The 21,548-nt window shown below is 71.9% G+C and carries 18 protein-coding genes and 1 riboswitch; of the genes, 10 read left to right on the top strand and 8 right to left on the bottom strand.

The genetic code is table 11. The features are described from left to right. Window positions 1–100: 100 nt before the first annotated feature. The 4 genes from ACFYNL_RS34350 to ACFYNL_RS34335 form a co-directional block, all read right to left on the bottom strand. Entirely contained in the window at window positions 101–1,048 is a 948-nt protein-coding gene (locus ACFYNL_RS34350) for a sucrase ferredoxin (protein WP_388810617.1), read from the bottom strand. A 215-nt stretch (window positions 1,049–1,263) separates the two neighbouring features. Continuing rightward, on the bottom strand, window positions 1,264–1,497 hold the full coding sequence (locus tag ACFYNL_RS34345) for a hypothetical protein (protein WP_388810614.1): 234 nt from the start codon (window positions 1,495–1,497) through the stop codon (window positions 1,264–1,266). Between the two features lie 309 nt (window positions 1,498–1,806). Further along, entirely contained in the window at window positions 1,807–2,043 is a 237-nt protein-coding gene (locus tag ACFYNL_RS34340) for a hypothetical protein (protein ID WP_388810612.1), read from the bottom strand. Between the two features lie 144 nt (window positions 2,044–2,187). Further along, a complete protein-coding gene (locus ACFYNL_RS34335) occupies window positions 2,188–2,739 on the bottom strand; it encodes a DUF6082 family protein (protein ID WP_388810609.1) in 552 nt (183 codons plus the stop codon). 321 nt (window positions 2,740–3,060) lie between these two features. On the opposite strand from ACFYNL_RS34335, the gene ACFYNL_RS34330 reads away from it, so the two are divergent. Further along, entirely contained in the window at window positions 3,061–4,143 is a 1,083-nt protein-coding gene (locus ACFYNL_RS34330; RefSeq protein ID WP_388810606.1) for a CobW family GTP-binding protein, read from the top strand. Here ACFYNL_RS34330 and ACFYNL_RS34325 read toward each other — a convergent pair. Continuing rightward, window positions 4,140–6,596: a DNA topoisomerase (ATP-hydrolyzing) subunit A gene (locus ACFYNL_RS34325; RefSeq protein ID WP_388810603.1), complete on the bottom strand. Its 2,457-nt coding sequence runs from the start codon at window positions 6,594–6,596 to the stop codon at window positions 4,140–4,142. The genes ACFYNL_RS34330 and ACFYNL_RS34325 overlap by 4 nt on opposite strands. A gap of 523 nt (window positions 6,597–7,119) precedes the next feature. On the opposite strand from ACFYNL_RS34325, the gene ACFYNL_RS34320 reads away from it, so the two are divergent. The 4 genes from ACFYNL_RS34320 (at window position 7,120) to ACFYNL_RS34305 (ending at window position 11,941) form a co-directional block, all read left to right on the top strand. Continuing rightward, on the top strand, window positions 7,120–8,499 hold the full coding sequence (locus ACFYNL_RS34320) for a M16 family metallopeptidase (RefSeq protein ID WP_388810600.1): 1,380 nt from the start codon (window positions 7,120–7,122) through the stop codon (window positions 8,497–8,499). Then, a complete protein-coding gene (locus ACFYNL_RS34315) occupies window positions 8,496–9,884 on the top strand; it encodes a M16 family metallopeptidase (protein WP_388810598.1) in 1,389 nt (462 codons plus the stop codon). The genes ACFYNL_RS34320 and ACFYNL_RS34315 overlap by 4 nt, the downstream gene beginning before the upstream one ends. Before the next feature lie 212 nt (window positions 9,885–10,096). Next, a riboswitch (cyclic di-AMP (ydaO/yuaA leader) is annotated at window positions 10,097–10,259 on the top strand. Between the two features lie 12 nt (window positions 10,260–10,271). Next, a complete protein-coding gene (locus tag ACFYNL_RS34310) occupies window positions 10,272–11,057 on the top strand; it encodes a M23 family metallopeptidase (protein WP_388810596.1) in 786 nt (261 codons plus the stop codon). Between the two features lie 188 nt (window positions 11,058–11,245). Beyond that, window positions 11,246–11,941, top strand: coding sequence for a GntR family transcriptional regulator (locus ACFYNL_RS34305; protein ID WP_388810593.1), 696 nt, complete (start codon window positions 11,246–11,248; stop codon window positions 11,939–11,941). 331 nt (window positions 11,942–12,272) lie between these two features. On the opposite strand, the gene ACFYNL_RS34300 is transcribed toward ACFYNL_RS34305, so the two are convergent. Next, entirely contained in the window at window positions 12,273–12,554 is a 282-nt protein-coding gene (locus ACFYNL_RS34300; protein ID WP_388810591.1) for an HPr family phosphocarrier protein, read from the bottom strand. Between the two features lie 179 nt (window positions 12,555–12,733). On the opposite strand from ACFYNL_RS34300, the gene ACFYNL_RS34295 reads away from it, so the two are divergent. From ACFYNL_RS34295 to ACFYNL_RS34280, 4 genes are all read left to right on the top strand, one after another. Then, window positions 12,734–15,580, top strand: coding sequence for a GNAT family N-acetyltransferase (locus ACFYNL_RS34295; RefSeq protein WP_388810589.1), 2,847 nt, complete (start codon window positions 12,734–12,736; stop codon window positions 15,578–15,580). A 43-nt stretch (window positions 15,581–15,623) separates the two neighbouring features. Then, window positions 15,624–16,220 carry a DUF5998 family protein gene (locus ACFYNL_RS34290; protein WP_388810875.1) on the top strand — a complete coding sequence of 199 codons (597 nt, stop codon included), beginning with the start codon at window positions 15,624–15,626 and terminating at the stop codon, window positions 16,218–16,220. After that, window positions 16,220–17,467, top strand: coding sequence for an alkaline phosphatase family protein (locus ACFYNL_RS34285; RefSeq protein WP_388810586.1), 1,248 nt, complete (start codon window positions 16,220–16,222; stop codon window positions 17,465–17,467). Before ACFYNL_RS34290 ends, ACFYNL_RS34285 begins: the two co-directional genes overlap by 1 nt. Window positions 17,468–17,532: 65 nt before the next feature. Further along, on the top strand, window positions 17,533–18,183 hold the full coding sequence (locus ACFYNL_RS34280) for a thymidine kinase (RefSeq protein WP_388810584.1): 651 nt from the start codon (window positions 17,533–17,535) through the stop codon (window positions 18,181–18,183). A 178-nt stretch (window positions 18,184–18,361) separates the two neighbouring features. On the opposite strand, the gene ACFYNL_RS34275 is transcribed toward ACFYNL_RS34280, so the two are convergent. Beyond that, the gene (locus ACFYNL_RS34275; RefSeq protein WP_388810582.1) at window positions 18,362–19,165 is read right to left on the bottom strand and encodes a VOC family protein; all 804 of its coding nucleotides are present in this window, start codon (window positions 19,163–19,165) and stop codon (window positions 18,362–18,364) included. 296 nt (window positions 19,166–19,461) lie between these two features. On the opposite strand from ACFYNL_RS34275, the gene ACFYNL_RS34270 reads away from it, so the two are divergent. Continuing rightward, window positions 19,462–20,313, top strand: a complete 852-nt coding sequence (locus ACFYNL_RS34270) for a sulfurtransferase (protein WP_388810579.1) — start codon at window positions 19,462–19,464, stop codon at window positions 20,311–20,313. 109 nt (window positions 20,314–20,422) lie between these two features. Here ACFYNL_RS34270 and sepH read toward each other — a convergent pair whose 3' ends face one another. Continuing rightward, window positions 20,423–21,451 carry a septation protein SepH gene (gene sepH, locus ACFYNL_RS34265; protein ID WP_388810577.1) on the bottom strand — a complete coding sequence of 343 codons (1,029 nt, stop codon included), beginning with the start codon at window positions 21,449–21,451 and terminating at the stop codon, window positions 20,423–20,425. Between the last annotated feature and the right edge of the window lie 97 nt (window positions 21,452–21,548).

Genomic DNA, 21,548 nt, shown 5'->3' with positions numbered 1-21,548 from the left:
ACCCACGAAGGTACGTGGACGTGCGGGAACCTCCGTAGAGGGGTGCGGCGGGTATGTCCCGGTCCATGTGCCGCGGCCCGCCCGGCCACGGCGCGCCCCGTCAGCTCGCGAGCGCCGGCGGGGCCAGGGTGAGCTCGCGTACCGCCACCACGTCCATGCGCGCGGGCGAGCCGAGCACCGAGACCCCGCAGCTCTCGGGGCGGGGCGGCAGGGAGGCGCCCTGGGCCACGACGACCCGCCAGTGCCGCCCGTCCACGTGGGCGACGGTCACGTCCCAGCGAGGGGCCGCGCCGTCCGTCCGTACGACGCGCAGAGCCTGCGCGGCGTCCTCGCCGGTCGCCGTGCGCACGGCCAGCTCGGCGGCCTGGCCGGGCCGCTCCCAGGCAGAGTTCCCGCGGCACCCGTCGAGGACGATGCGGCCCTCCTGCACGCTGTGCAGGAGCTCCTTGACGGCGTGGGCCTGGACACGGCCGTAGGCGTAGCCGTACGGCAGCACGAGCAGCGTCGGTGAGAACCGATGTCCACCCAGATGGGTGACCTCCCAGACGCCGTCCACGCCGGAGGCGCTCAGCTCGGCCGCGAGCGGGCGGCCGAGGAGGGCGCAGCAGCGGTCCCGCTTGCCGTTGGTGCAGACCAGGGCGAGCGGATCGCCGGTGTGGGGCCGCCCCTGGAGCACCGCGTCGAAGGAGCGGTGGTCGCCCGCGCCGAGGGCGGCGAAGTCCAGGTCGAGCAGCCGCTCGGGCTCATGGGTCGTGGCGGTGCGCAGCCACACCCGTCCGGGCACGGTGTGGGCCACGTAGACCGTGCGTTCGGCAGCGGTCTTGCAGTCGGCGTGCCGCCCGGGACGGCGGATCAGCGCGACGCGGACGCCCGTGCCCTGCGCGGCCGCCTCCAGGGCACGCCCCAGGGCGGGGTCCAGGTGGCTCTGGGTGAGCGCCTTGGCACCCCACGGACCGGGCTGCTCCAGCAGCAGCCAGGTCGTCGCGGTCGCCGCGGTCCCCGCGATGGGCTCGTCGAGGTCGCGCGAGACGGTTGAGCACGTACTCACAGAGGTGAGCCTAACCTGACTTTAGCGGCGATGCCGTATGAGGGGGGCCACGGCGGAGAACGCCTTACCCCCGGTATTGGGCTGGAGCGCCGACGCCCTCGGGCGCCGGTGCGGGTGCCGGAGGCGGCCTGAGGGCATGGGCCCGGCGCCCCGTACGCGGCGCCGAGCCTGGTGACCGTCACCGTCGTCCCTGGTGAGGTCGCCCCGCAGGGGGATCACTTACGGGTCAGATTGATGTTCACCTTGGCGGCGGCTTCGCCGAGGAAGGCGGCACCGCCGAACGCGGCCACGGCGCTGACGTGCTCCGTCTCGCCGGTGACGATCAGCAGAATGATGCCGACTGCCGCCAGCAGAGCGACGACTCCAGGCAGCAGTCGGAAGACCCGCCTCGCGGGTGGCTGCTGCGTCGGGTCTGCTGGGGTACCGTCTTGCGGCGTCGGACTGGGCATGAGGATCTCCTTCGACTGGTGTTCTCGTGATGTCCGGGTTCGGCCGTGGGAGCCCCCTGTGCGGTACTCGTCGCTCGCCAAAGTCATCGAGCACCGCTGTCCAAGGGGGCTTCCTCGTTTGTGGCCTTGGGGAATGCGGTGCGGCAGCGTACTGGTCTTCTGCCGCGGTGGCAGCGGGTCACCCGACTGAGGTGAGTCGTGTGCCCGGCCTGATGGGGGCGTCCTCCGTGCCTGGGGATGAGGGCCGGTGACAGACGCGCGCCCACGTGCTGCTGAGGGCCGCGAGTGTGAGCGGACCCGGGCGCAGCGCTACGCGTCGGGAATGTCGCCCTTCGCGCGGATGAGGGTTTCGCGGCTGACGACCACGATGCGTTCGTAGTCGGCGCGGGAGGCGTCAGCGGGCAGTTCCCGCTCCAGTGCTTCGGTGGCGTCCGTGCCGATGACGGCGAAGTTACCGTCGCTCAGCTCGAACACGTCCGGGCAGTTGGCTCCCGAGGCACTGCCACGGGCAGAGGGAGGCACACCGATGCGGCGCACGATCTTCAAGGGGCTTACCGGTCCTTACGAGGGTTTGGCAGGTGGTTCGGACGGCAGAACGTTAGCGGTGCCGCAGGGGCAACTGGGCTGCGTGAACCAAAAGTCACTCAGCTCGTGTCGGTGTCCGGTTGATTGCCGGCTGTCACGCATCGATCAGGCGGGCGGCGGGTTGCCCACCACCCACCACTCGTCCGTGTCGGCCTCGTCGAGGTCCTTGATGAGACCGTCGACCATGCGTCCGATCCGCGCCTCCTCCGACGAGTGCTTCAAGGTCGCGCGCTGGCCTTTCGACGCCTCCCAGTACTCCCGCATCAAAGGGTTCTGGAACAGCTCGCGCGCGTGCCCGTAGAACTCCTCCTGATCGAGGATGCCCGCTCGATACAGGTGGTACAGGTTGATGTACCAGGCGTTGGCATAGAAGTACTGCCGCCGCTTCTCCGCCGGGATGGCCGGGTCGTACGTGTCGATCACGGCTGCCAGGGTGGGGTTGTCGATGGCCCGGGACAACAACTCCCAGTGCATGCGCTGCTGGTGTGCCAGGGCCCTGCGCCGCGAGGCGAGCTCTTCGAACTCCAGACGCCTCAGTTGCAGCAGTTCCGCATCGAGCCGTCGCCTGCGCGAGGCCAACGTCATCCCGGCGGTGGCGAGCATCAGACCGGCCGCTGCCGAGCCCAGCCTCACCGCGGCGTTTTTCTTTGTGGCCATGTCAACCCCCGAATCAGGCGGCCGTCCGCCGGTCGTCGGAAGGTGGGTCGACTGGAGGGGACCGGCGGGGCGTGGGCGGCGCTTGCCGTCTCCCAGGGTGCCGAGCGGCTCTGATCGGCGGGGAGGCGGAGAGGAGGCGCACGGAGGGAAGCGAGGGTCGCACACTCCGGCGCCTTGCCCAACGTCTGCCCAGCAAGTGCTGCTAACAATCGTTCACTTCGCGATGTTTCCTGCGGTTCGTATCCTGGGTCGGCAGTCATTTTTCGTAAGTGCGCCGGGGCCGAGAGCCGGTGCACGCACAGGCGTGAGAGAGGTCGCACGTTGGGGCACAGCCGCACCGCGCAGCAGATCCCGGTCGTCGTCCTCGCCGGATTCCTCGGTTCCGGCAAGACGACTCTGCTCAACCACCTCCTGCACCGCAGCGGAGGCACCCGCATCGGCGCCATCGTCAACGACTTCGGCGCCATCGAGCTCGACGCCATGGCCGTCGCGGGCGCGCTCGGCGACTCGACGGTCTCCCTCGGCAACGGCTGTCTGTGCTGCGCCGTCGACGCCAGTGAGCTGGACGTCTACCTGGAACGGCTCGCCCGGCCCGCCACCGGCATCGACGTCATCGTCATCGAGGCCAGCGGGCTCGCCGAGCCCCAGGAACTCGTGCGCATGGTGCTCGCCAGCGAGCACCCGGGAACCATGTACGGCGGGCTCGTCGAGGTGGTCGACGCCGTCGAGTTCGACGACACCCGGGCCAAGCACCCCGAGATCGACCGGCACCTCGCCCTCGCCGACCTCGTCGTGGTCAACAAACTCGACCGCGCGGCGGACGGCGATCGCGTCCTCGAACTGGTCCGCGGCCTCGCCGACAGCGCCGCCGTCGTCCCCGCCACCTACGGCCGGATCGACCCCGAGTTCCTGTTCGACTGCCGACCCGGCGAGGAGCGCATCGGGCAGCTGTCCTTCGACGACCTGCACGAGCACGACGACGATCACGGCGACCATCTGCACACCGGCTACGACAGCCTGCCCTTCACCTCCGACGTCCCGCTCGACCCGCGCCGGCTGATGCGGTTCCTGGACAGCAGGCCGCAGGGGCTGTACCGGATCAAGGGATACGTCGACTTCGGCCCGCACGACGCCGCCAACCGCTACGCCGTGCACGCCGTCGGGCGGTTCCTCCGCTTTCACCCGGAGCCCTGGGGGCCCGCCGAGACCCGCCTGACCCAGCTCGTGCTCATCGGCTCCGGCATCGACACCGAAGCCCTCGCCAAGGAACTCGCGTCGTGCAAGAGCGACGCCCCGCACGCCGACGAGCACGGCATGTGGGGCGTCCTGCGCTACGTACGAGACCCCGACGAGGCGGACCCGACCGGTCCGCCGCCCCAGGATCCCTACGATCCGTCGGCCTAGACCGGTCCGGCCACCACCGCCACCGTCTTCGGCAGCGAGACCCCCGAGCCGTCTCGGCGCGGGTCGATGTCCGGGAGCTCCGCCGGAGTGCCGTTCTTCTGCGCGGCGCGCGCCGGGAGGGCACCCGCCCAGGCCACGGACAGACAGTTCTCGCCCTTCAGGAAACGCTGGCAGCGCACGCCGCCGGTGGCGCGGCCCTTGCGGGGGTACTGGTCGAACGGGGTCAGCTTGCCGGTCGTCTGCACGGAGTCGTCCAGCGTGCCGCGCGAGCCCGCGACCGTGAAGACCACCGCGTCGGCCGCGGGGTCCACGGCCGTGAAGGAGATGACCTTCGCGCCCTGCGCGAGCTTGATGCCGGTCATGCCACCGGCCGGCCGGCCCTGCGGACGGACCTGGGACGCCTGGTAGCGCAGCAACTGCGCGTCGTCCGTGATGAAGACCAGGTCCTCGTCACCGGTGCGCAGCTCCACCGCGCCGACGATCCGGTCGCCCTCCTTGAGGGTGATGACCTCCAACTCCCCCTTGTTGGACGGATAGTCGGGCACCACCCGCTTGACCACGCCCTGCTCGGTGCCGAGCGCCAGGCCGGGGGAGGACTCGTCGAGGGTGGTCAGGCAGACCACGGTCTCGGTGCCCTCCAGGGACACGAACTCCGACAGGGGCGCCCCGCCCGAGAGGTTCGGCCGCGACGCCGTCTCCGGCAGCTGCGGCAGATCGACGACGTTGATCCGCAGCAACCGCCCCGTGGACGTCACCGCGCCCACCTCGCCGCGAGCCGTGGCCGGCACCGCCGAGACGATCACATCGTGCTTGACGCGCCTGGCCTCGCCGTCATCGGGGAGGGGGCCGCCGTTCGCCGTACGGGCCAGCAGGCCCGTCGAGGACAGCAGCACCCGGCACGGGTCGTCCGCCACCTGGAGCGGAACGGCGGCCACCGGGGCACCCCCGGACTCCAGCAGGACCGTACGGCGCTCGGTGCCGAACTTCTTGGCCACCGCGGCCAGTTCGGTGGAGACCAGCTTGCGCAGCTCCGCGTCCGAGTCCAGGATCCGGGTCAGCTCGGCGATCTCCTGGTTGAGCCGGTCCTTCTCCGCCTCCAGCTCGATGCGGTCGTACTTGGTGAGACGGCGCAGCGGCGTGTCCAGGATGTACTGGGTCTGCACCTCGGACAGCGAGAAGCGCTCCATCAGGCGTTCCTTCGCCTGCGCGCTGTTCTCGCTGGACCGGATCAGGCGGATGACCTCGTCGATGTCCACCAGCGCCGTGAGCAGACCCTCGACCAGGTGCAGACGGTCGCGCCGCTTGCTCCGGCGGAACTCGCTGCGCCGCCGTACGACCTCGAAGCGGTGGTCGAGGTAGACCTCAAGGAGCTCCTTCAGGCCCAGGGTGAGGGGCTGGCCGTCGACGAGCGCGACGTTGTTGATCCCGAAGGACTCCTCCATCGGCGTCAGCTTGTACAGCTGCTCCAGGACGGCCTCCGGCACGAAGCCGTTCTTGATCTCGATCACCAGCCGCAGGCCGTGCTCGCGGTCGGTGAGGTCCTTGACGTCGGCGATGCCCTGGAGCTTCTTCGAGCCGACCAGGTCCTTGATCTTGGCGATCACCTTCTCCGGGCCGACCGAGAAGGGCAGTTCGGTGATCACGATGCCCTTGCGGCGGGCGGTCACCGACTCCACGGACGCCGTCGCGCGGATCTTGAAGGTGCCACGGCCCGTCTCGTAGGCGTCCCGGATGCCGGCGAGGCCGACGATGCGGCCGCCGGTGGGCAGGTCGGGGCCCGGGACGTGCTTCATCAGCGTGTCCAGATCCGCGTTCGGGTGGCGGATCAGATGGCGGGCGGCCGCGATGACCTCGGCGAGGTTGTGCGGCGGCATGTTCGTGGCCATGCCGACCGCGATGCCGGAGGCGCCGTTGACCAGGAGGTTCGGGAAGGCGGCGGGCAGCGCCACCGGCTCCCGCTCCTGGCCGTCGTAGTTGGGGACGAAGTCGACCGTGTCCTCGTCGATCGACTCGGTCATCAGGCTCGTCGCCGCGGCCTGGCGGCACTCGGTGTACCGCATGGCGGCCGGCGGGTCGTCGTTGCCCAGCGAACCGAAGTTGCCGTGGCCGTCGACCAGCGGGAGCCGCATCGAGAAGGGCTGGGCCATGCGCACCAGGGCGTCGTAGATCGACGCGTCGCCGTGCGGGTGGAGCTTGCCCATGACCTCGCCGACGACGCGGGCGCACTTCACATAGCCGCGGTCGGGGCGCAGGCCCATCTCGTTCATCTGGTAGACGATGCGGCGGTGCACCGGCTTGAGGCCGTCGCGGGCGTCCGGCAGGGCGCGGGAGTAGATGACCGAGTACGCGTACTCGAGGAAGGAGCCCTGCATCTCGTCGACGACGTCGATGTCGAGGATCTTCTCCTCGTACGAGTCGTCGGGCGGCGGGGTTTTCGTGCTGCGGCGGGCCATCGCTGCCGGCTCCTCTTTTTCTGGTCGCTCGAGCGTTTGACGGATCTGACGCGGACCATTGTGGACCGTGGCACTGACAACCACCGACCAGGACCCGAATGTCGGCCTCCCGCCCGGCGTCCGAGAAGTGTCGCCGACGCCGGCCGCCCATGGCGACCGGGGGGGACGGATCGGCACCAACGGCCGTGGGCCGTGAGCGGTTCCGCCGAGGCAAACGCGCGCCGCGGAACCGTTCACTCGCCGGAGTGATCTCGTTCCGGACGATCGTCGAGGCGGCTCGGCCGGGGCGCGAGCACGACGGGAGCGGGCCGGGCGCCACCGCCCGCCGGGGGCGCGGCACGCGGTGACGAGCGATGCCGCGGCGCCGCCCGCGCGACCTCCCCGGCCCTCGTCGGCCACCGTCCGGACACATCGTTCTGACCGGGAACTTCGCCGACCCTTCGGACGCTGCATACAGTGGCAGGAACTGAGCACGACATGTTCGACACAACGCAGTGCACGCGACCGGAAGGACACCTTGCCCATGGGTCACACGGCCACACCGGAGGCACAATCCGGCGGCCTCACCGCGACGGAGCACCGCCTGGCCAACGGCCTGCGCGTGGTGCTCTCCGAGGACCACCTCACGCCGGTCGCCGCGGTCTGCCTCTGGTACGACGTCGGCTCCCGCCACGAGGTCAAGGGCCGTACCGGACTCGCCCACCTCTTCGAGCACCTGATGTTCCAGGGCTCGGCGAGCGTGAAGGGCACGGGCCACTTCGAGCTCGTCCAGGGCGCGGGCGGCTCGCCGAACGGCACCACGAGCTTCGAGCGCACCAACTACTTCGAGACCATGCCCGCCCACCAGCTGGAGCTCGCGCTGTGGCTGGAGGCCGACCGCATGGGCAGCCTGCTGGTTGCGCTCGACGAGGAGGGCCTGGAGAACCAGCGCGACGTCGTCAAGAACGAACGCCGCCAGCGCTACGACAACGTCCCCTACGGCACCGCCTTCGAGAAGCTGACGGCGCTGTCGTACCCGGACGGCCACCCGTACCACCACACGCCGATCGGCTCGATGGCCGACCTGGACGCGGCCAGCCTGGAGGACGCCCGCGCGTTCTTCCGCACGTACTACGCGCCCAACAACGCCGTTCTCACCGTCGTCGGCGACATCGACCCGCAGCAGACGCTCGCCTGGATCGAGAAGTACTTCGGCTCCATCCCGTCGCACGACGGCAAGCCCGAGCCGCGTGACGGCTCGCTGCCCGACATCATCGGCGAGCAGCTGCGCGAGGTCGTCGAGGAGAACGTCCCCGCGCGCGCGATGATGGCCGCCTACCGCCTCCCGCAGGACGGCACGCGCGAGTGCGACGCGGCCGACCTGGCGCTGACCGTCCTCGGCGGCGGCGAGTCCTCCCGCCTGTACAACCGGCTCGTCCGGCGCGACCGTACCGCCGTCGCGGCCGGGTTCGGCCTGCTGCGCCTGGCCGGAGCGCCCTCCCTGGGCTGGCTGGACGTGAAGACCTCGGGCGATGTCGAGGTCCCGGCCATCGAGGCCGCCGTCGACGAGGAGCTCGCCCGCTTCGCGGCGGAGGGCCCGACGGCCGAGGAGATGGAGCGCGCCCAGGCCCAGCTGGAGCGCGAGTGGCTGGACCGGCTCGGCACGGTCGCGGGCCGCGCCGACGAACTGTGCCGCTATGCCGTCCTGTTCGGCGACCCGCAGCTCGCGTTCACCGCCGTGCAGCGCGTCCTCGACGTCACCGCCGAGGAGGTCCAGGCGGTCGCCCAGGCCCGTCTGCGCCCGGACAACCGCGCCGTGCTCGTGTACGAGCCGGTCGCCGGCGAGGCCGAGGACCTTCAAGCCGCCGCCGACGGGGCCGCCCCCGCCGGGACCACCGACGAGAACGAGGAGTCGGCGCAGTGACCGAGCTCGCCAGCATGGAGTTCCACCCGCAGCCCCAGGCCGGCGAGGCCCGGCCCTGGGCGTTCCCGGCGCCCGAGCGCGGCGAGCTGGACAACGGCCTGACGGTGCTGCGCTGCCACCGCCCCGGTCAGCAGGTCGTCGCCGTCGAGGTGCTGCTGGACACGCCCCTGGACGCCGAGCCCAAGGGCCTCGACGGCATCGCCACGATCATGGCGCGCGCCTTCTCCGAGGGCACCGACAAGCACACCGCCGAGGAGTTCGCCGCCGAGCTGGAGCGCTGCGGTGCCACGCTCGACGCGTACGCCGACCACCCCGGCGTCCGTGTCAGCCTCGAAGTGCCGGTCTCCCGGCTCCCCAAGGCGCTCGACCTGCTCGCCGACGCCCTCCGGGCACCCGCGTTCCACGACGCCGAGGTCGAGCGCCTGGTGCGCAACCGGCTCGACGAGATCCCGCACGAGCTGGCCAACCCCTCCCGCCGCGCCGCCAAGGAACTCGCCAAGGAGCTGTTCCCGGCGAGTTCGCGCATGTCGCGCCCGCGCCAGGGCACCGAGGACACGGTCGCGGGCATCGACTCTGCGGCCGTACGCGCCTTCTACGAGCGGCATGTGCGCCCCGCGACGTCCACCGTGGTGGTCGTCGGCGACCTCACCGGCGTCGACCTCGACGCCCTGCTCGGCGACACCCTCGGCGCCTGGACCGGTTCCACGGCCGAGCCGCGGCCCGTTCCGCCGGTGACCGCCGACGACACCGGACGCGTCGTCATCGTGGACCGCCCCGGCGCCGTGCAGACCCAGCTGCTGATCGGCCGGCTCGGCCCCGACCGGCACGACCGGGTATGGCCGGCGCAGGTGCTCGGCACGTACTGCCTGGGCGGCACCCTCACCTCCCGCCTGGACAAGGTCCTGCGCGAGGAGAAGGGCTACACCTACGGCGTGCGCGCCTTCGCGCAGGTCCTGCGTTCCGCCCCGGACGGCACGGGTGCGGCGATGCTCGCCATCAGCGGCTCCGTCGACACCCCCAACACCGGCCCGGCGCTGGACGACCTCTGGAAGGTCCTGCGCGGGGTCGCCGACGAGGGGCTGACCGACGCCGAGCGCGACTTCGCGGTGCAGAACCTGGTGGGGGTGGCGCCGCTGAAGTACGAGACCGCCGCCGCCGTCGCGAGCACCCTGGCCGACCAGGTCGAGCAGAACCTGCCCGACGACTACCAGTCGACCCTGTACCAGCAGCTCGCCGCCACCGGCACCGTCGAGGCCACCGCCGCGGCCGTGAACGCCTTCCCGGTGGACCGCCTGGTGACGATCCTCGTCGGGGACGCGGCCGAGATCCGGGAGCCCGTCGAGGCCCTCGGCATCGGTGAAGTCACCGTCGTGGCAGCCGAGTAGAGGAACCCGAGCGGCGCGGGCGAGCGCACGCGCGTAGGTGCCCTGGTGACATCGAAGCCACCAGGGCACCTTTATGCCCGAATTGAGGGAGAGGTTGCCTGTCTGGCCTGTGGGATGCGCTACAAAAGCCGCGATCCGTTTGGGGATTGAAAGTCCTCCCGCTTAGCGTCTTCCGGGCTGTTCGTCAGGCAGTGCGCCGCGCCCGCGGCACCGGACAGTCATCGCCGAGTCCCCGTACGGCGCGAGCCAGGGGAGCCGGGGACCCAGTAGTCCCTGGGGTGAATCGGACGCCCGCGCGAGCCGCGAGGGGGTCCGTAGGAGACCTTCCTGCTCCGAACCCGTCAGCTAACCCGGTAGGCGAGAGGGAAGGAAAGGACCAGCCACTACATGGCGTTCACCTGCGCCACGGGGAAGAACCGCCCCGCCGGGAAACACCGCAAGCCCAGCCGGTTCGAGCGCACCACGGCCCGCGCGGCCGGCGTCGCCGCTCTCACCGCCACCGGCGTCATCGGCACCCTGGCCGCCCCGGCCCTCGCCGCCGAACCCGCTGTCGAGCAGACCGGGCTCATCCCCGTCATCACCGTCGACGACTCGATCGCCGAGCAGATCGACGCCCAGGCCGACGCGCAGGAGCAGGCCGCCCAGGAGGCCGCCGCGGCGAAGAAGGCCGCCGAGGAGGCCGCCCGCAAGAAGGCGGCGGAGAAGGCCGAGAAGGAGCGCGAGGCCAAGGAGCGCGCCGCCCGCGAGGCCGAGCGCAAGCGCCTGCTGTCCTACGTCGCCCCGATCTCCGGCTCGTACGTCTCCACCGGCTACAAGTCCGGCGGCGCCGTCTGGTCCTCCGGCAGCCACACCGGCGTCGACTTCCACGCCGCCAGCGGCACCTCCGTCCACGCGGTCGGCGCCGGCACCGTCGTGGAGGCCGGCTGGGGCGGGGCGTACGGCAACAACGTCGTGATCAAGATGAACGACGGCACCTACACCCAGTACGGCCACCTGTCGTCCATCGGCGTCTCGGTCGGCCAGAGCGTCACCCCCGGCCAGCAGATAGGGCTGTCGGGCGCCACCGGCAACGTCACCGGCCCGCACCTGCACTTCGAGGCCCGCACCACGGCGGAGTACGGCTCCGACATCGACCCCGTCGCCTATCTGCGCGCGCACGGCGTCAACCTCTGACGGCTCCACCCCGCTTCCAGAAGCCCCGGCTCACCGAGCCGGGGCTTTCGGCGTTTCCGGGGTGCTCGGCTGTCCAAAAAATATCCATGGATTCCGGCTCCCCGTCGGAAATTCCCGCTGTTTGCAATAGAGTCACTGACCACGCGTCGTTCGTCGACGTTTCACGGGGATTAAAGCGGAGGTCGGTCATGCGTATTCCGGCGCACTCGGTATGCACCGCGATCCGGGACGACATCGTCGCCGGGGTCCATGAGCGCGGCAGCCGGCTCACCGAGGAACTCCTCGCCCGCCGCTACGGCGTCTCCCGCGTCCCCGTGCGGGAGGCGCTGCGCACCCTGGAGGCGGAGGGTTTCGTGGTGACCCGGCGGCACGCGGGCGCGTGCGTGGCCGAACCGACCGAGCTGGAGGCCGCGGACCTGCTGGAGATGCGCTCCCTGCTGGAGCCGCTCGGCGCCTCCCGGGCCGCCCAGCGGCGCACCGAGGCCCATCTCAAAGTGCTGCGCGGCCTGGTCAAGTTGGGCCAGGAGCGGGCCAGAAGGGGCAATAGCGAGGATCTGCGCTCGTTGGGCGGCTGGTTCCACGAGACGCTGGCCCAGGCCTCCGGCAGCCCTGCCCTGACCTCGATGCTGACCCAGCTGCGTCACAAGATCGCCTGGATGTACGCGGTGGAACCGCCGGTCGACCCCATGGAGTCCTGGACCGAGCACGGCGCGATCGTGGACGCCGTGGCGCGCGGCGACGGCGAGCGGGCCCGGTCGATCACGGCGTTGCACACCGAGCGCTCGCTCTCCGCGCACCGGCTGCGGTTCGGCTCCGGCGGTGAGCGCAGGGAGCGTGTGAGGAATTCGCAACATCCCGTAAACATGCAGAGCCTGCGGCATTAACACGGGCGCCGTATACAAAGAGGAGATATTTGGGGCGGTGTATTTCTGCTGCCCTTTTCGCGGGCGCTGCCCCTTTCTCGCGCGTCCGGCGGTGAAAACGCGGGCGCTCCTATAAAACAGCCGCCCCTGAAAACGGCCGTGCCCCGACCGGGGACAGGTGACGCCCGGGCCGGGGAACCGGCGCGGCCCTGCCCCGTGAAGAGGTGCGCCCCGCCCGGAAACAGCGGAGCCCGCCCGGAAGCAGCGAAGCCCGCCTGGAAACAGCGAAGCCGCGCCCGCCGGAAAGGCGGACGCGGCTCCACCGCATGCTGCGGAGACCCGCTCAGGCCGTTCAGACCGTCTCGGGCAGCTCCTCAAGGCCCTCGGAGACCAGCTTCGCCAGCCGGTCGAGGGCGGCGTCCGCCCCGTCGGCGTCGGAGGCGAGGACGATCTCCTCGCCGCCCTGGGCGCCCAGGCCCAGGACGGCCAGCATGGAGGCCGCGTTGACGGGGTTGCCGTCGGCCTTGGCGATCGTCACCGGGACGCCTGTGGCCGTGGCGGCTCGGACGAAGATGGAGGCGGGGCGGGCGTGGAGGCCCTCGGCCCAGCCGACGTTGACGCGGCGCTCAGCCATGTGTTGCTGCCCTTCGGTGTTCAGGGTTGTCTAGACCAGTTTCCCACACCCGTGAAGCACGCCGGGAGAGGACAAAGCACCCCTCCTGAGGTGACCGTCGGGTCGCGGCCTCGACCCCACGTACGTCCCGGACGGACTGCCTCGCGCCGTTGTCGGACGCGAGCCGTACTCTGGGCCCCATGCAGAGCGCCTCGGACCGGCACGAGTACCCCGCCCACTGGGAAGCCGACGTGGTGCTGCGCGACGGCGGCACCGCACGCATCCGCCCCATCACCGTTGATGACGCCGAGCGTCTGGTCAGCTTCTACGAGCAGGTGTCGGACGAGTCGAAGTACTACCGCTTCTTCGCGCCCTACCCGCGACTGTCCGCCAAGGACGTCCACCGCTTCACGCACCACGACTTTGTGGACCGGGTGGGACTCGCGGCCACGGTGGGCGGCGAGTTCATCGCAACCGTACGCTACGACCGGATCGGCGCCGACGGAATGCCCGCGTCGGCACCCGCCGACGAGGCCGAGGTCGCCTTCCTCGTCCAGGACGCCCACCAGGGCCGCGGCGTCGCCTCCGCCCTGCTGGAGCACATCGGCGCCGTCGCGCGCGAGCGCGGGATCCGCCGGTTCGCCGCCGAGGTGCTGCCCGCCAACACCAAGATGATCAAGGTGTTCACGGACGCCGGGTACACCCAGCAGCGCAGCTTCGAGGACGGGGTCGTACGCCTGGAGTTCGACCTGGAGCCGACGGACCGCTCGCTCGCCGTGCAGTACGCGCGCGAGCAGCGCGCCGAGGCGCGGTCCGTGCAGCGGCTGCTGGTACCCGGCTCCGTCGCCGTCATCGGCACCGGTCGCACGCCCGGCGGGGTGGGCCGCAGTGTCCTCGGCAACATCAGGGACGCCGGCTACACGGGGCGGCTGTACGCGGTGAACAAGGCGTTCGGGGACGATCTGAAGGAACTCGACGGGGTACCGGCCCACCGCTCCGTGCGGGACATCGACGGGCCGGTCGACCTCGCGGTGGTCGCGGTGCCGGCCGAGCACGTCCCCGACGTCGTCGCCGAGTGCGGTGAGCACGGCGTGCAGGGGCTGGTCGTGGTCTCCGCCGGGTACGCCGAGAGCGGGCCCGACGGGCGGCAGCGGCAGCGCGAACTCGTCCGGCAGGCGCGCGCGTACGGCATGCGGATCATCGGGCCGAACGCCTTCGGGATCATCAACACCTCGACCGGCGTGCGGCTGAACGCCTCGCTGGCTCCCGAGATGCCCCGCCCCGGCCGGATCGGGCTGTTCGCCCAGTCCGGCGCCATCGGGATCGCGCTGCTGTCCCGGCTGTACCGACGCGGCGGCGGGGTCACCGGGGTCACGGGTGTGTCGACCTTCGTCTCGTCCGGCAACCGTGCCGACGTGTCCGGCAACGACGTCCTGCAGTACTGGTACGACGACCCGGACACCGACGTCGTCCTCATGTACCTGGAGTCCATCGGCAACCCGCGCAAGTTCACCCGCCTCGCCCGGCGCACGGCGGCGGCCAAACCGCTGGTCGTGGTGCAGGGCGCGCGGCACGGCGGCGCCGCCCCGCAGGGGCACGCGGTACGGGCCACGCGGTTGCCGCACGCCACGGTGTCCGCGCTGCTGAGGCAGGCCGGCGTGATACGGGTGGACACGATCACCGAGCTGGTGGACGCGGGGCTGCTGCTCGCCCGGCAGCCGCTGCCCGCCGGGCCCCGGGTGGCGATCATGGGCAACTCCGAGTCCCTGGGGCTGCTGACGTACGACGCCTGCCTGTCCGAGGGGCTGCGCCCGTTGCCGCCGCTGGATCTGACCACCGGGGCGTCGGCCGAGGACTTCCGGGCGGCCCTGGCGCGCGCCCTGGCGGACGAGTCCTGCGACGCGGTGGTGGTGACGGCGATCCCGGCCATCGGGGAGGTCTCACCGGGGGACGCGGAGCTGGCGGAGGCCCTGCGGTCGGCGGCCGAGCGGGTCCCGGGCAAGCCGGTGCTGGTGGTGCACGTGGAGCTGGGCGGGCTCGCGGAGGCGCTCTCGGCAGCGGCCAGCACGGCACCCCAGGCCGGTGCGACACCACCCGGCAGGCCGGGCCGTTCCCACCCCTTCCGCCCCTTGGACGTCCCAGCCGAGCCCAGGCCCGAAGATCAGCAGACCGCTGAGCACGCCCCCCGCCTCATCCCCGCCTACCCCGCCGCCGAGCGTGCCGTCCGGGCGCTCGCCGAAGCCGTGAAGTACTCCCAGTGGCGGCGCGAGGCGGCCGACCCGGGGAAGGTGCCCGAGTACGACGACATCGACGAGCGGGGTGCCGCCCGGCTCATCGACGGGCTGCTCGCCCGCGGGCAGGGGCTCACGCTCGGCACGGACGAGACCGCCGACCTGCTCGGGAAGTACGGCGTCCATGTGCACCGAGCCCTGCACGCCCCGACCCCCGACGCCGCCGCCGACGCGGCCCGCACCCTCGGCTACCCGGTCGCCCTCAAGGCCACCGCCCCGCACCTGCGGCACCGCGCCGACCTCGGCGGCGTACGGCTCGACCTCGCGGACGAGGAACAACTGCGGCGGGCGTACACCGAGTTGACGACACTGTTCGGCAAGCCGGAGGAGCTGCGGCCGGTCGTGCAGCGGATGGCGCCACGCGGTGTCGACACCGTCGTACGCGCCGTGATCGACCCGGCCGCCGGTGCGGTGCTGTCCTTCGGGCTCGCCGGAGCGGCCTCTCAGCTGCTCGGGGACACGGCCCACCGGCTCATCCCGGTCACCGACCGCGAGGCGACCTCGATCGTCCGGTCGATCCGGACGGCGCCCCTGCTCTTCGGCTGGCGCGGTTCCGCGCCCGTCGACGCACCTGCCCTGGAGGAACTGCTGCTGCGGGTGTCGCGGCTGGTCGATGACCACCCCGAGGTCGTCGCCGTCACCCTGGAGCCGGTCGTCGTCGCCACCCACGGCCTGAGCGTGCTCGGCGCCTCCGTACGCCTCGCCCCGCCCCCCGCCCGCGACGACCTCGGCCCGCGGACCCTGCCGGCGTACTGAAGACCACCACGACCGTGCCTCGCAGTCGGTGCGCCCCCGTAGGATGGGCGTCATGGCCAAGACCAGTACGACGACCCAGGGGCTGCGTGCGGCGATCGAACGCAGCGGCTACTACCCGGCCCTCGTGGCCGAGGCGGTGGAGGCCGCCGTGGGCGGCGAGCCCATCCGGTCGTACCTGGTCCATCAGGAGACGACGTTCGACCAGAACGAGGTACGGCGGCATGTGACCGTGCTCGTCCTCACCGGCAACCGCTTCATCGTCAGCCACACCGACGAGCAGGCCGCCGACAGCACCTCCCCGACGCCGTACGCCACGACGTCCACCGAGTCCGTGAAGCTCGGCCGGATCTCGTCGGTCGTCGTCAGCCGTGTCGTCGCCAACCCGGAGCAGTACACGCCGGGCACCCTGCCCCGCGAGGTCGTGCTGACCATCGGCTGGGGTGCCGTCTCCCGCATCGACCTGGAGCCCGCCGCCTGCGGCGACCCCAACTGCGAGGCGGACCACGGCTACACGGGCAACTCGACGGCCGACGACCTCAGCCTGCGCGTCAGCGAGGCCGGTGACGGCCCGGAGACGGTGCGCCAGGCGCTCGCCTTCGCGCAGGCGCTCTCCGAGGCGACCGCGGACGTCGCTCGCTGATGTCCCACCCGTCGCCACCGGCCGCCCACGATCGAGGGCGCTCCACGCCCACCCCGTCCGCCTCCACCGCCTGGGACGCGCATCCGGAGCCCCTCGCCGTCGCCTCCGCGCCGGTCCCCGAGTACGGCGGCGGATCGCTCGCCGATCTGCTGCCCACGCTGGCCGCGGGGATGGCCGTACCGGACATGAGCGCGGCCATCACCGAGCTCACCCCCGCTGATCGGAACTGCGTGTTCCTCATCGACGGTCTCGGCTGGGAGCAGCTCAGGGCGCACCCCGAGGACGCGCCGTTCATGACCTCCCTGCTGGGCAGCTCGCGCGGCGGCACCGGCCGCCCGATCACCGCCGGCTACCCCGCGACCACCGCGACCTCCCTCGCCTCGGTCGGCACCGGCCTGCCGCCGGGCGCGCACGGCCTGCCCGGTTACACCGTGCGCAACCCGGAGACCGGTGAGCTGATGAACCAGCTGCGCTGGAACCCGTGGACGGCACCGAGGGCGTGGCAGCCGTACCCCACCGTCTTCGACCTGGCGCACCGGGCGGGCGTGCATGCCGCCCAGGTGTCGTCGCCGACCTTCCAGAACACCCCGCTGACCAAGGTCGCGCTCAGCGGCGGAACGTTCCTCGGGCGGCTGACCGGCGAGGAGCGTATGGACCTCGCCGCCGAGCAACTGGCCGCGGGCGACCGCTCCTTGGTGTACACCTACTACGCCGAGCTCGACGGCGCGGGCCACCGCTACGGCGTCGACTCGGACACCTGGCGCGGCCAGCTCATGTACGTCGACCGGCTCGTCCAGCGCCTCGCCGAGCAGCTCCCGCCGCGCAGCGCGCTCTACGTCACCGCCGACCACGGCATGCTCGACGTGCCCTTCGACGAAGAGCACCGCATCGACTTCGACGAGGACTGGGAGCTGCGCGCCGGTGTCGCCCTGCTGGGCGGCGAGGGCCGAGCGCGACACGTCTACGCGGTGCCGGGCGCGGCTCAGGACGTGGTGACCTGCTGGCGCGAGGTGCTCGGCGAGCAGTTCTGGGTGGCCTCCCGGGACGAGGCGATCGCCGCGGGCTGGTTCGGCCCGCGGATCGACGAGCGGGTGTACGACCGTATCGGGGACGTGGTCGCGGCCGCGCGGGACGACGTCCTGATCATCGCGTCCGAGCGAGAGCCGAAGGAGTCGGCGATGGTCGGCAACCACGGTTCGATGACCCCCGCCGAGCAGCTGGTCCCCCTGCTCGAAGTACGCTCCTGACCGTCCGGCCCGGCGGCGCCGGGCCGATCCACGCCCCTCTTTCACCGAAAGGTGCTCAACTCAACATGCCCGAGCTGGTCTTCTTCTCCGGAACGATGGACTGTGGGAAGTCGACGCTGGCGCTGCAGATCGCGCACAACCGGTCGGCGAGAGGGCTGCAGGGCCTGAACTTCACCCGGGACGACCGAGCGGGGGAGGGCAAGCTCTCCTCGCGACTGGGCCTGGTGACCGACGCCGTGGAGGCGGTTCCGGGCCTGGATCCGTACGCCTACGTCGTCGACCGGGTCTCGCAGGGCGGCAAGGTCGACTACGTGATCGTGGACGAGGCGCAGTTCCTCACGCCGGTGCAGATCGATCAACTGGCGCGGATCGTGGACGACTTGGACCTGGACGTCTTCGCCTTCGGCATCACCACCGACTTCCGCACGAAGCTGTTCCCGGGGTCGAGACGGCTGATCGAGCTGGCGGACCGGATAGAGACGCTCCAGGTCGAGGCGCTGTGCTGGTGCGGAGCGCGTGCCACCCACAATGCCCGTACCGTGGGCGGCGAGATGGTGGTGGAAGGCGAGCAGGTCGTCGTCGGTGATGTGAACGGACTCACCGCGGAGGTCGGCTACGAGGTCCTGTGCCGACGGCACCATCGCCGCCGTATGACGAGCGCCTCCGCCCATGCGGGCGTGCTCTCGCCGGACGTCCTGCCGGTGCCTTCCGACTGAGGGATGCCGGGCTGCCGGGGAGCGGTTTCCCTTGCGTCGCGGACAGCGCGGCCGAACTCCGACGGTTTTGACAGGTTCATGATCTCACGGGGCCCCGGCGTCCTCCTGCCGGCTCCGGCCGTTGCGGTCGTACCGAGGGCGCGGCCCTCCATCGAACCGGCGTTCGCCCCGGTGGCCGTCAGCTTCGCGTCCGGATCAGGGCGAACCGGGCGCCCTCCGGGTCCGACACCGTTGCCACGCGACCGTGCGCGCCGTCCTGGGCCGGTCCGAGGGCGTGACCGCCGAGTTCGACGACCCGGGCCAGCGTCTCGTCGGTGTCGGCGACTTCGAAGTACGTCATCCAGTGCGGTCCCCGGTCCCGGGGCAGCGCCGTGCCGACCCCGCGGATCCCGGCGACCGGGCGGCCGTCGACGCACAGGGTGACGCAGTCGGGATCGGCGGAGACCTCGGCGTCCTCCTCGTAGCCGAACACGGTCTCGTAGAACTTGGCCACGTTCACGGACTCGAAGGTCAGCAGTTCGTTCCAGGCGGGGGTGCCGGGCACGCCCGTGACGGCCGTGCCGCGGTGGGCCGCCGTCTGCCAGATGCCGAAGACGGCACCGGAGGGATCGGAGCAGATCGCCAACCGGCCCGCCTCGGCGGCGTCCAGCGGGCCCACGCCGACGGTGCCGCCGCACAGCCGTACCGTGTGGGCGGTCTGGTCCGCGTCGTGCGAGGCGAGGTAGGGCGTCCAGGCGATGGGGAGGTGACGGTCGGGCGGCAGCTGGCCGATGCCGGCCACTTCCTCGCCGTTCAGCAGGGCCCGCACATAGGGGCCGAGTTGCTGGGGGCCGGGCTGGAACTCCCAGCCGAACAGTGCTCCGTAGAACTCCTGGGTCGCGGCCAGCCCGTGCACCATCAGGCTCACCCAGCAGGGCGTGCCGGGCGCGTGCCGGGCGGGCGTCGCGCCGTTCGGGCCGGCCGACCCCCGTGCCTCCGTCATCCGTCACTCTCTCCTCGGCCCTCGTGGCGGCCGTGTCGTCTCCGCTGTCCGGACCCCCGTGCCGATGCTCGCACCACCCGTGGCCGCGCGGGCTGCGGGCGCGCCGCCGCACTGCGGCCGGCGCCCGGAGGGTGTCCGGTGTGCGATTTACCGCCCGTTCCCGTGCGATCGGCCACTGATGTCGCTCACGAGTACAGCACGTGCCCGATCCCGTACGCCTCGTGATCGGGCCTGTCCGGCGGGCAGAGTAACCGGCGCCGGCCGCTGCGGCCACCCCATGCGCAAGGATGGTGACCATGAACGCCATCATTTCCGCATCCGAACTCGCGAGCGAACTGACGGGCGCGAACCCGCCGGTGCTGCTCGACGTCCGCTGGCAGCTGAGCCTGGCCAAGGCGTCCGGGGAGCCGCCGTTCGACGGCCGGGCCGCGTACGAGGCAGGGCACATCCCCGGCGCGGTCTACGTCGACCTGGACCGGGAACTGGCCGGCGCTCCCGGCCCGCGCGGACGCCACCCGCTGCCGGACCTGGCCGAGTTCGGCGCGGCGATGCGGCGCGCGGGCGTGTCGTCCGGGACGCCGGTCGTCGTGTACGACGGCGGGCAGGGCTGGGGAGCGGCCCGGGCGTGGTGGCTGCTGCACTGGACGGGCCACCCGAACGTGCGGGTCCTCGACGGCGGGCTGCCGGTCTGGGCGGGGCCGCTGGAGACGTCCGCACCGGACCCGGCGGAAGGGGACTTCGAGCCGGCTCCGGGGCCGACGGGGTTGCTGGACGCCGACGGGGCGGCGGCGCTGGCCCGGGCCGGGGTGCTGCTGGACGCGCGGGCCGGGGAGCGCTACCGCGGCGAGGTGGAGCCGATCGATCCGGTCGGCGGCCACATCCCGGGCGCCGTCTGCGCACCCACCACCGAGAACGTGACGGCGGACGGCCGCTTCCGGCCCGCGGAGGACCTCGCGGCCCGCTTCAAGGCGCTGGGCGCGGCCGAGGACACGCAGGTCGGCGTGTACTGCGGTTCGGGCGTCTCCGGTGCGCACGAGGTGCTGGCGCTGGCGGTCGCGGGCATTCCGGCGGCGCTGTACGTGGGTTCGTGGTCGGAGTGGTCCTCGGATCCGTCGCGTCCGGTGGCTGTGGGGCCGGATCCGCAGTAGGGCCACGGGGCCCGCTGGCGGCGGTGTCCTCGTCCCGTACGGCACGAGGGCCGCGTCAGGTCAGACGCGGCCCTCGTCCTCGTACGGCCGCGCACAGCCGTACGACCGGCTACTCCTGCTTCTTGCGGCGCGTCCCGAACACGATCTCGTCCCAGCTCGGGACGGCGGCCCGGCGGCCGGGGCGGACGCCGTCCGCTTCGGCCTGGCGGTCGGTGGCACCGATGAGACGGTCACGGTGGCTGCCGACCGAGCGGGGCATCAGGACGTCCGCGTAGGCGGAACCCGCCGAGGCTGCGGGAGCGGGCGGCTCCTCCGCGGCGGGTTCGTCGGCGGGCTCCTCCGTGTCCGGCTCCGACGGGCGTTCCGGCACCACGAGATCACCGCGGAAGCTGGGCACCGCCTCCAGCAGGCTGGTCAGCGAGTCCCGTTCCTCCGTGGTCTCCTCGTCCGGCTCGGAGGCCTGGGCGGGCAGACTCGGCCGCTCCAGGGCGCGGTCCAGCGACCGCTCGCGCGGAAGGCGTGCGATCCGCGGCACGAACGGGAAGCTGGGCTCCGGCGCGGCGAGGTCGTCGGACTCGCCGATCAGCGAGCGCGCCTCGTCGTCGACGGCCTGGACGAGCCGCCGGGGCGGATCGTAGGTCCAGCTGGCCGAGTGCGGTTCACCCGCGACCATGTAGACGAGCAGCACTTCCCAGGTGCCGTCGTCGCGGCGCCACGAGTCCCACTGGACGGTGTCCTTGTCGGCACCGCGCAGCAGCAGGCGCTCCTGGACCGCTTCGCCGAGCTGCGGCCCGGCGTTCTCACCGGGGCGGCGGACGGGGGTCTTGCGTGCCCTTTCGGCCATGAACGCGCGTTCGGCGAGGACGGGGCCCTCGAAGCGGCGTACGCGGTCGACGGGGATGCCGGCGAGTTGGGCGACCTCTTCCGCGGTCGCACCAGCGCGTATACGCGCCTGGATGTCGCGGGGGCGGAGATGGCTCTCCACCTCGATCTCGATCTGGCCGAGACGGGGACGGTCGCCGCGCACGGCGGCGCGCAGGCGTTCGTCGATAGGAAGCGTGTACTCCGTCGAGTCGGCAGCCTTGAGCACCAGCCGTGTGCCGTCATTCGAGACGGCCACGACACGCAGTTCGGGCATGGGGACCTCCCGGGTGGTGCCTGCCGACGTCACGTGCGTCGCTGCTTCCGCTAGTCGAGTGTGGCCTGCCCGGGTGCAGCCTGCCACAACCTTGCCG

The organism is Streptomyces sp. NPDC007808 (genome assembly GCF_042868655.1).
Taxonomy (GTDB): domain Bacteria; phylum Actinomycetota; class Actinomycetes; order Streptomycetales; family Streptomycetaceae; genus Streptomyces.
Note: the sequence above shows the minus strand (reverse complement) of the source record. Positions and strands in the feature narration are given on the sequence as shown.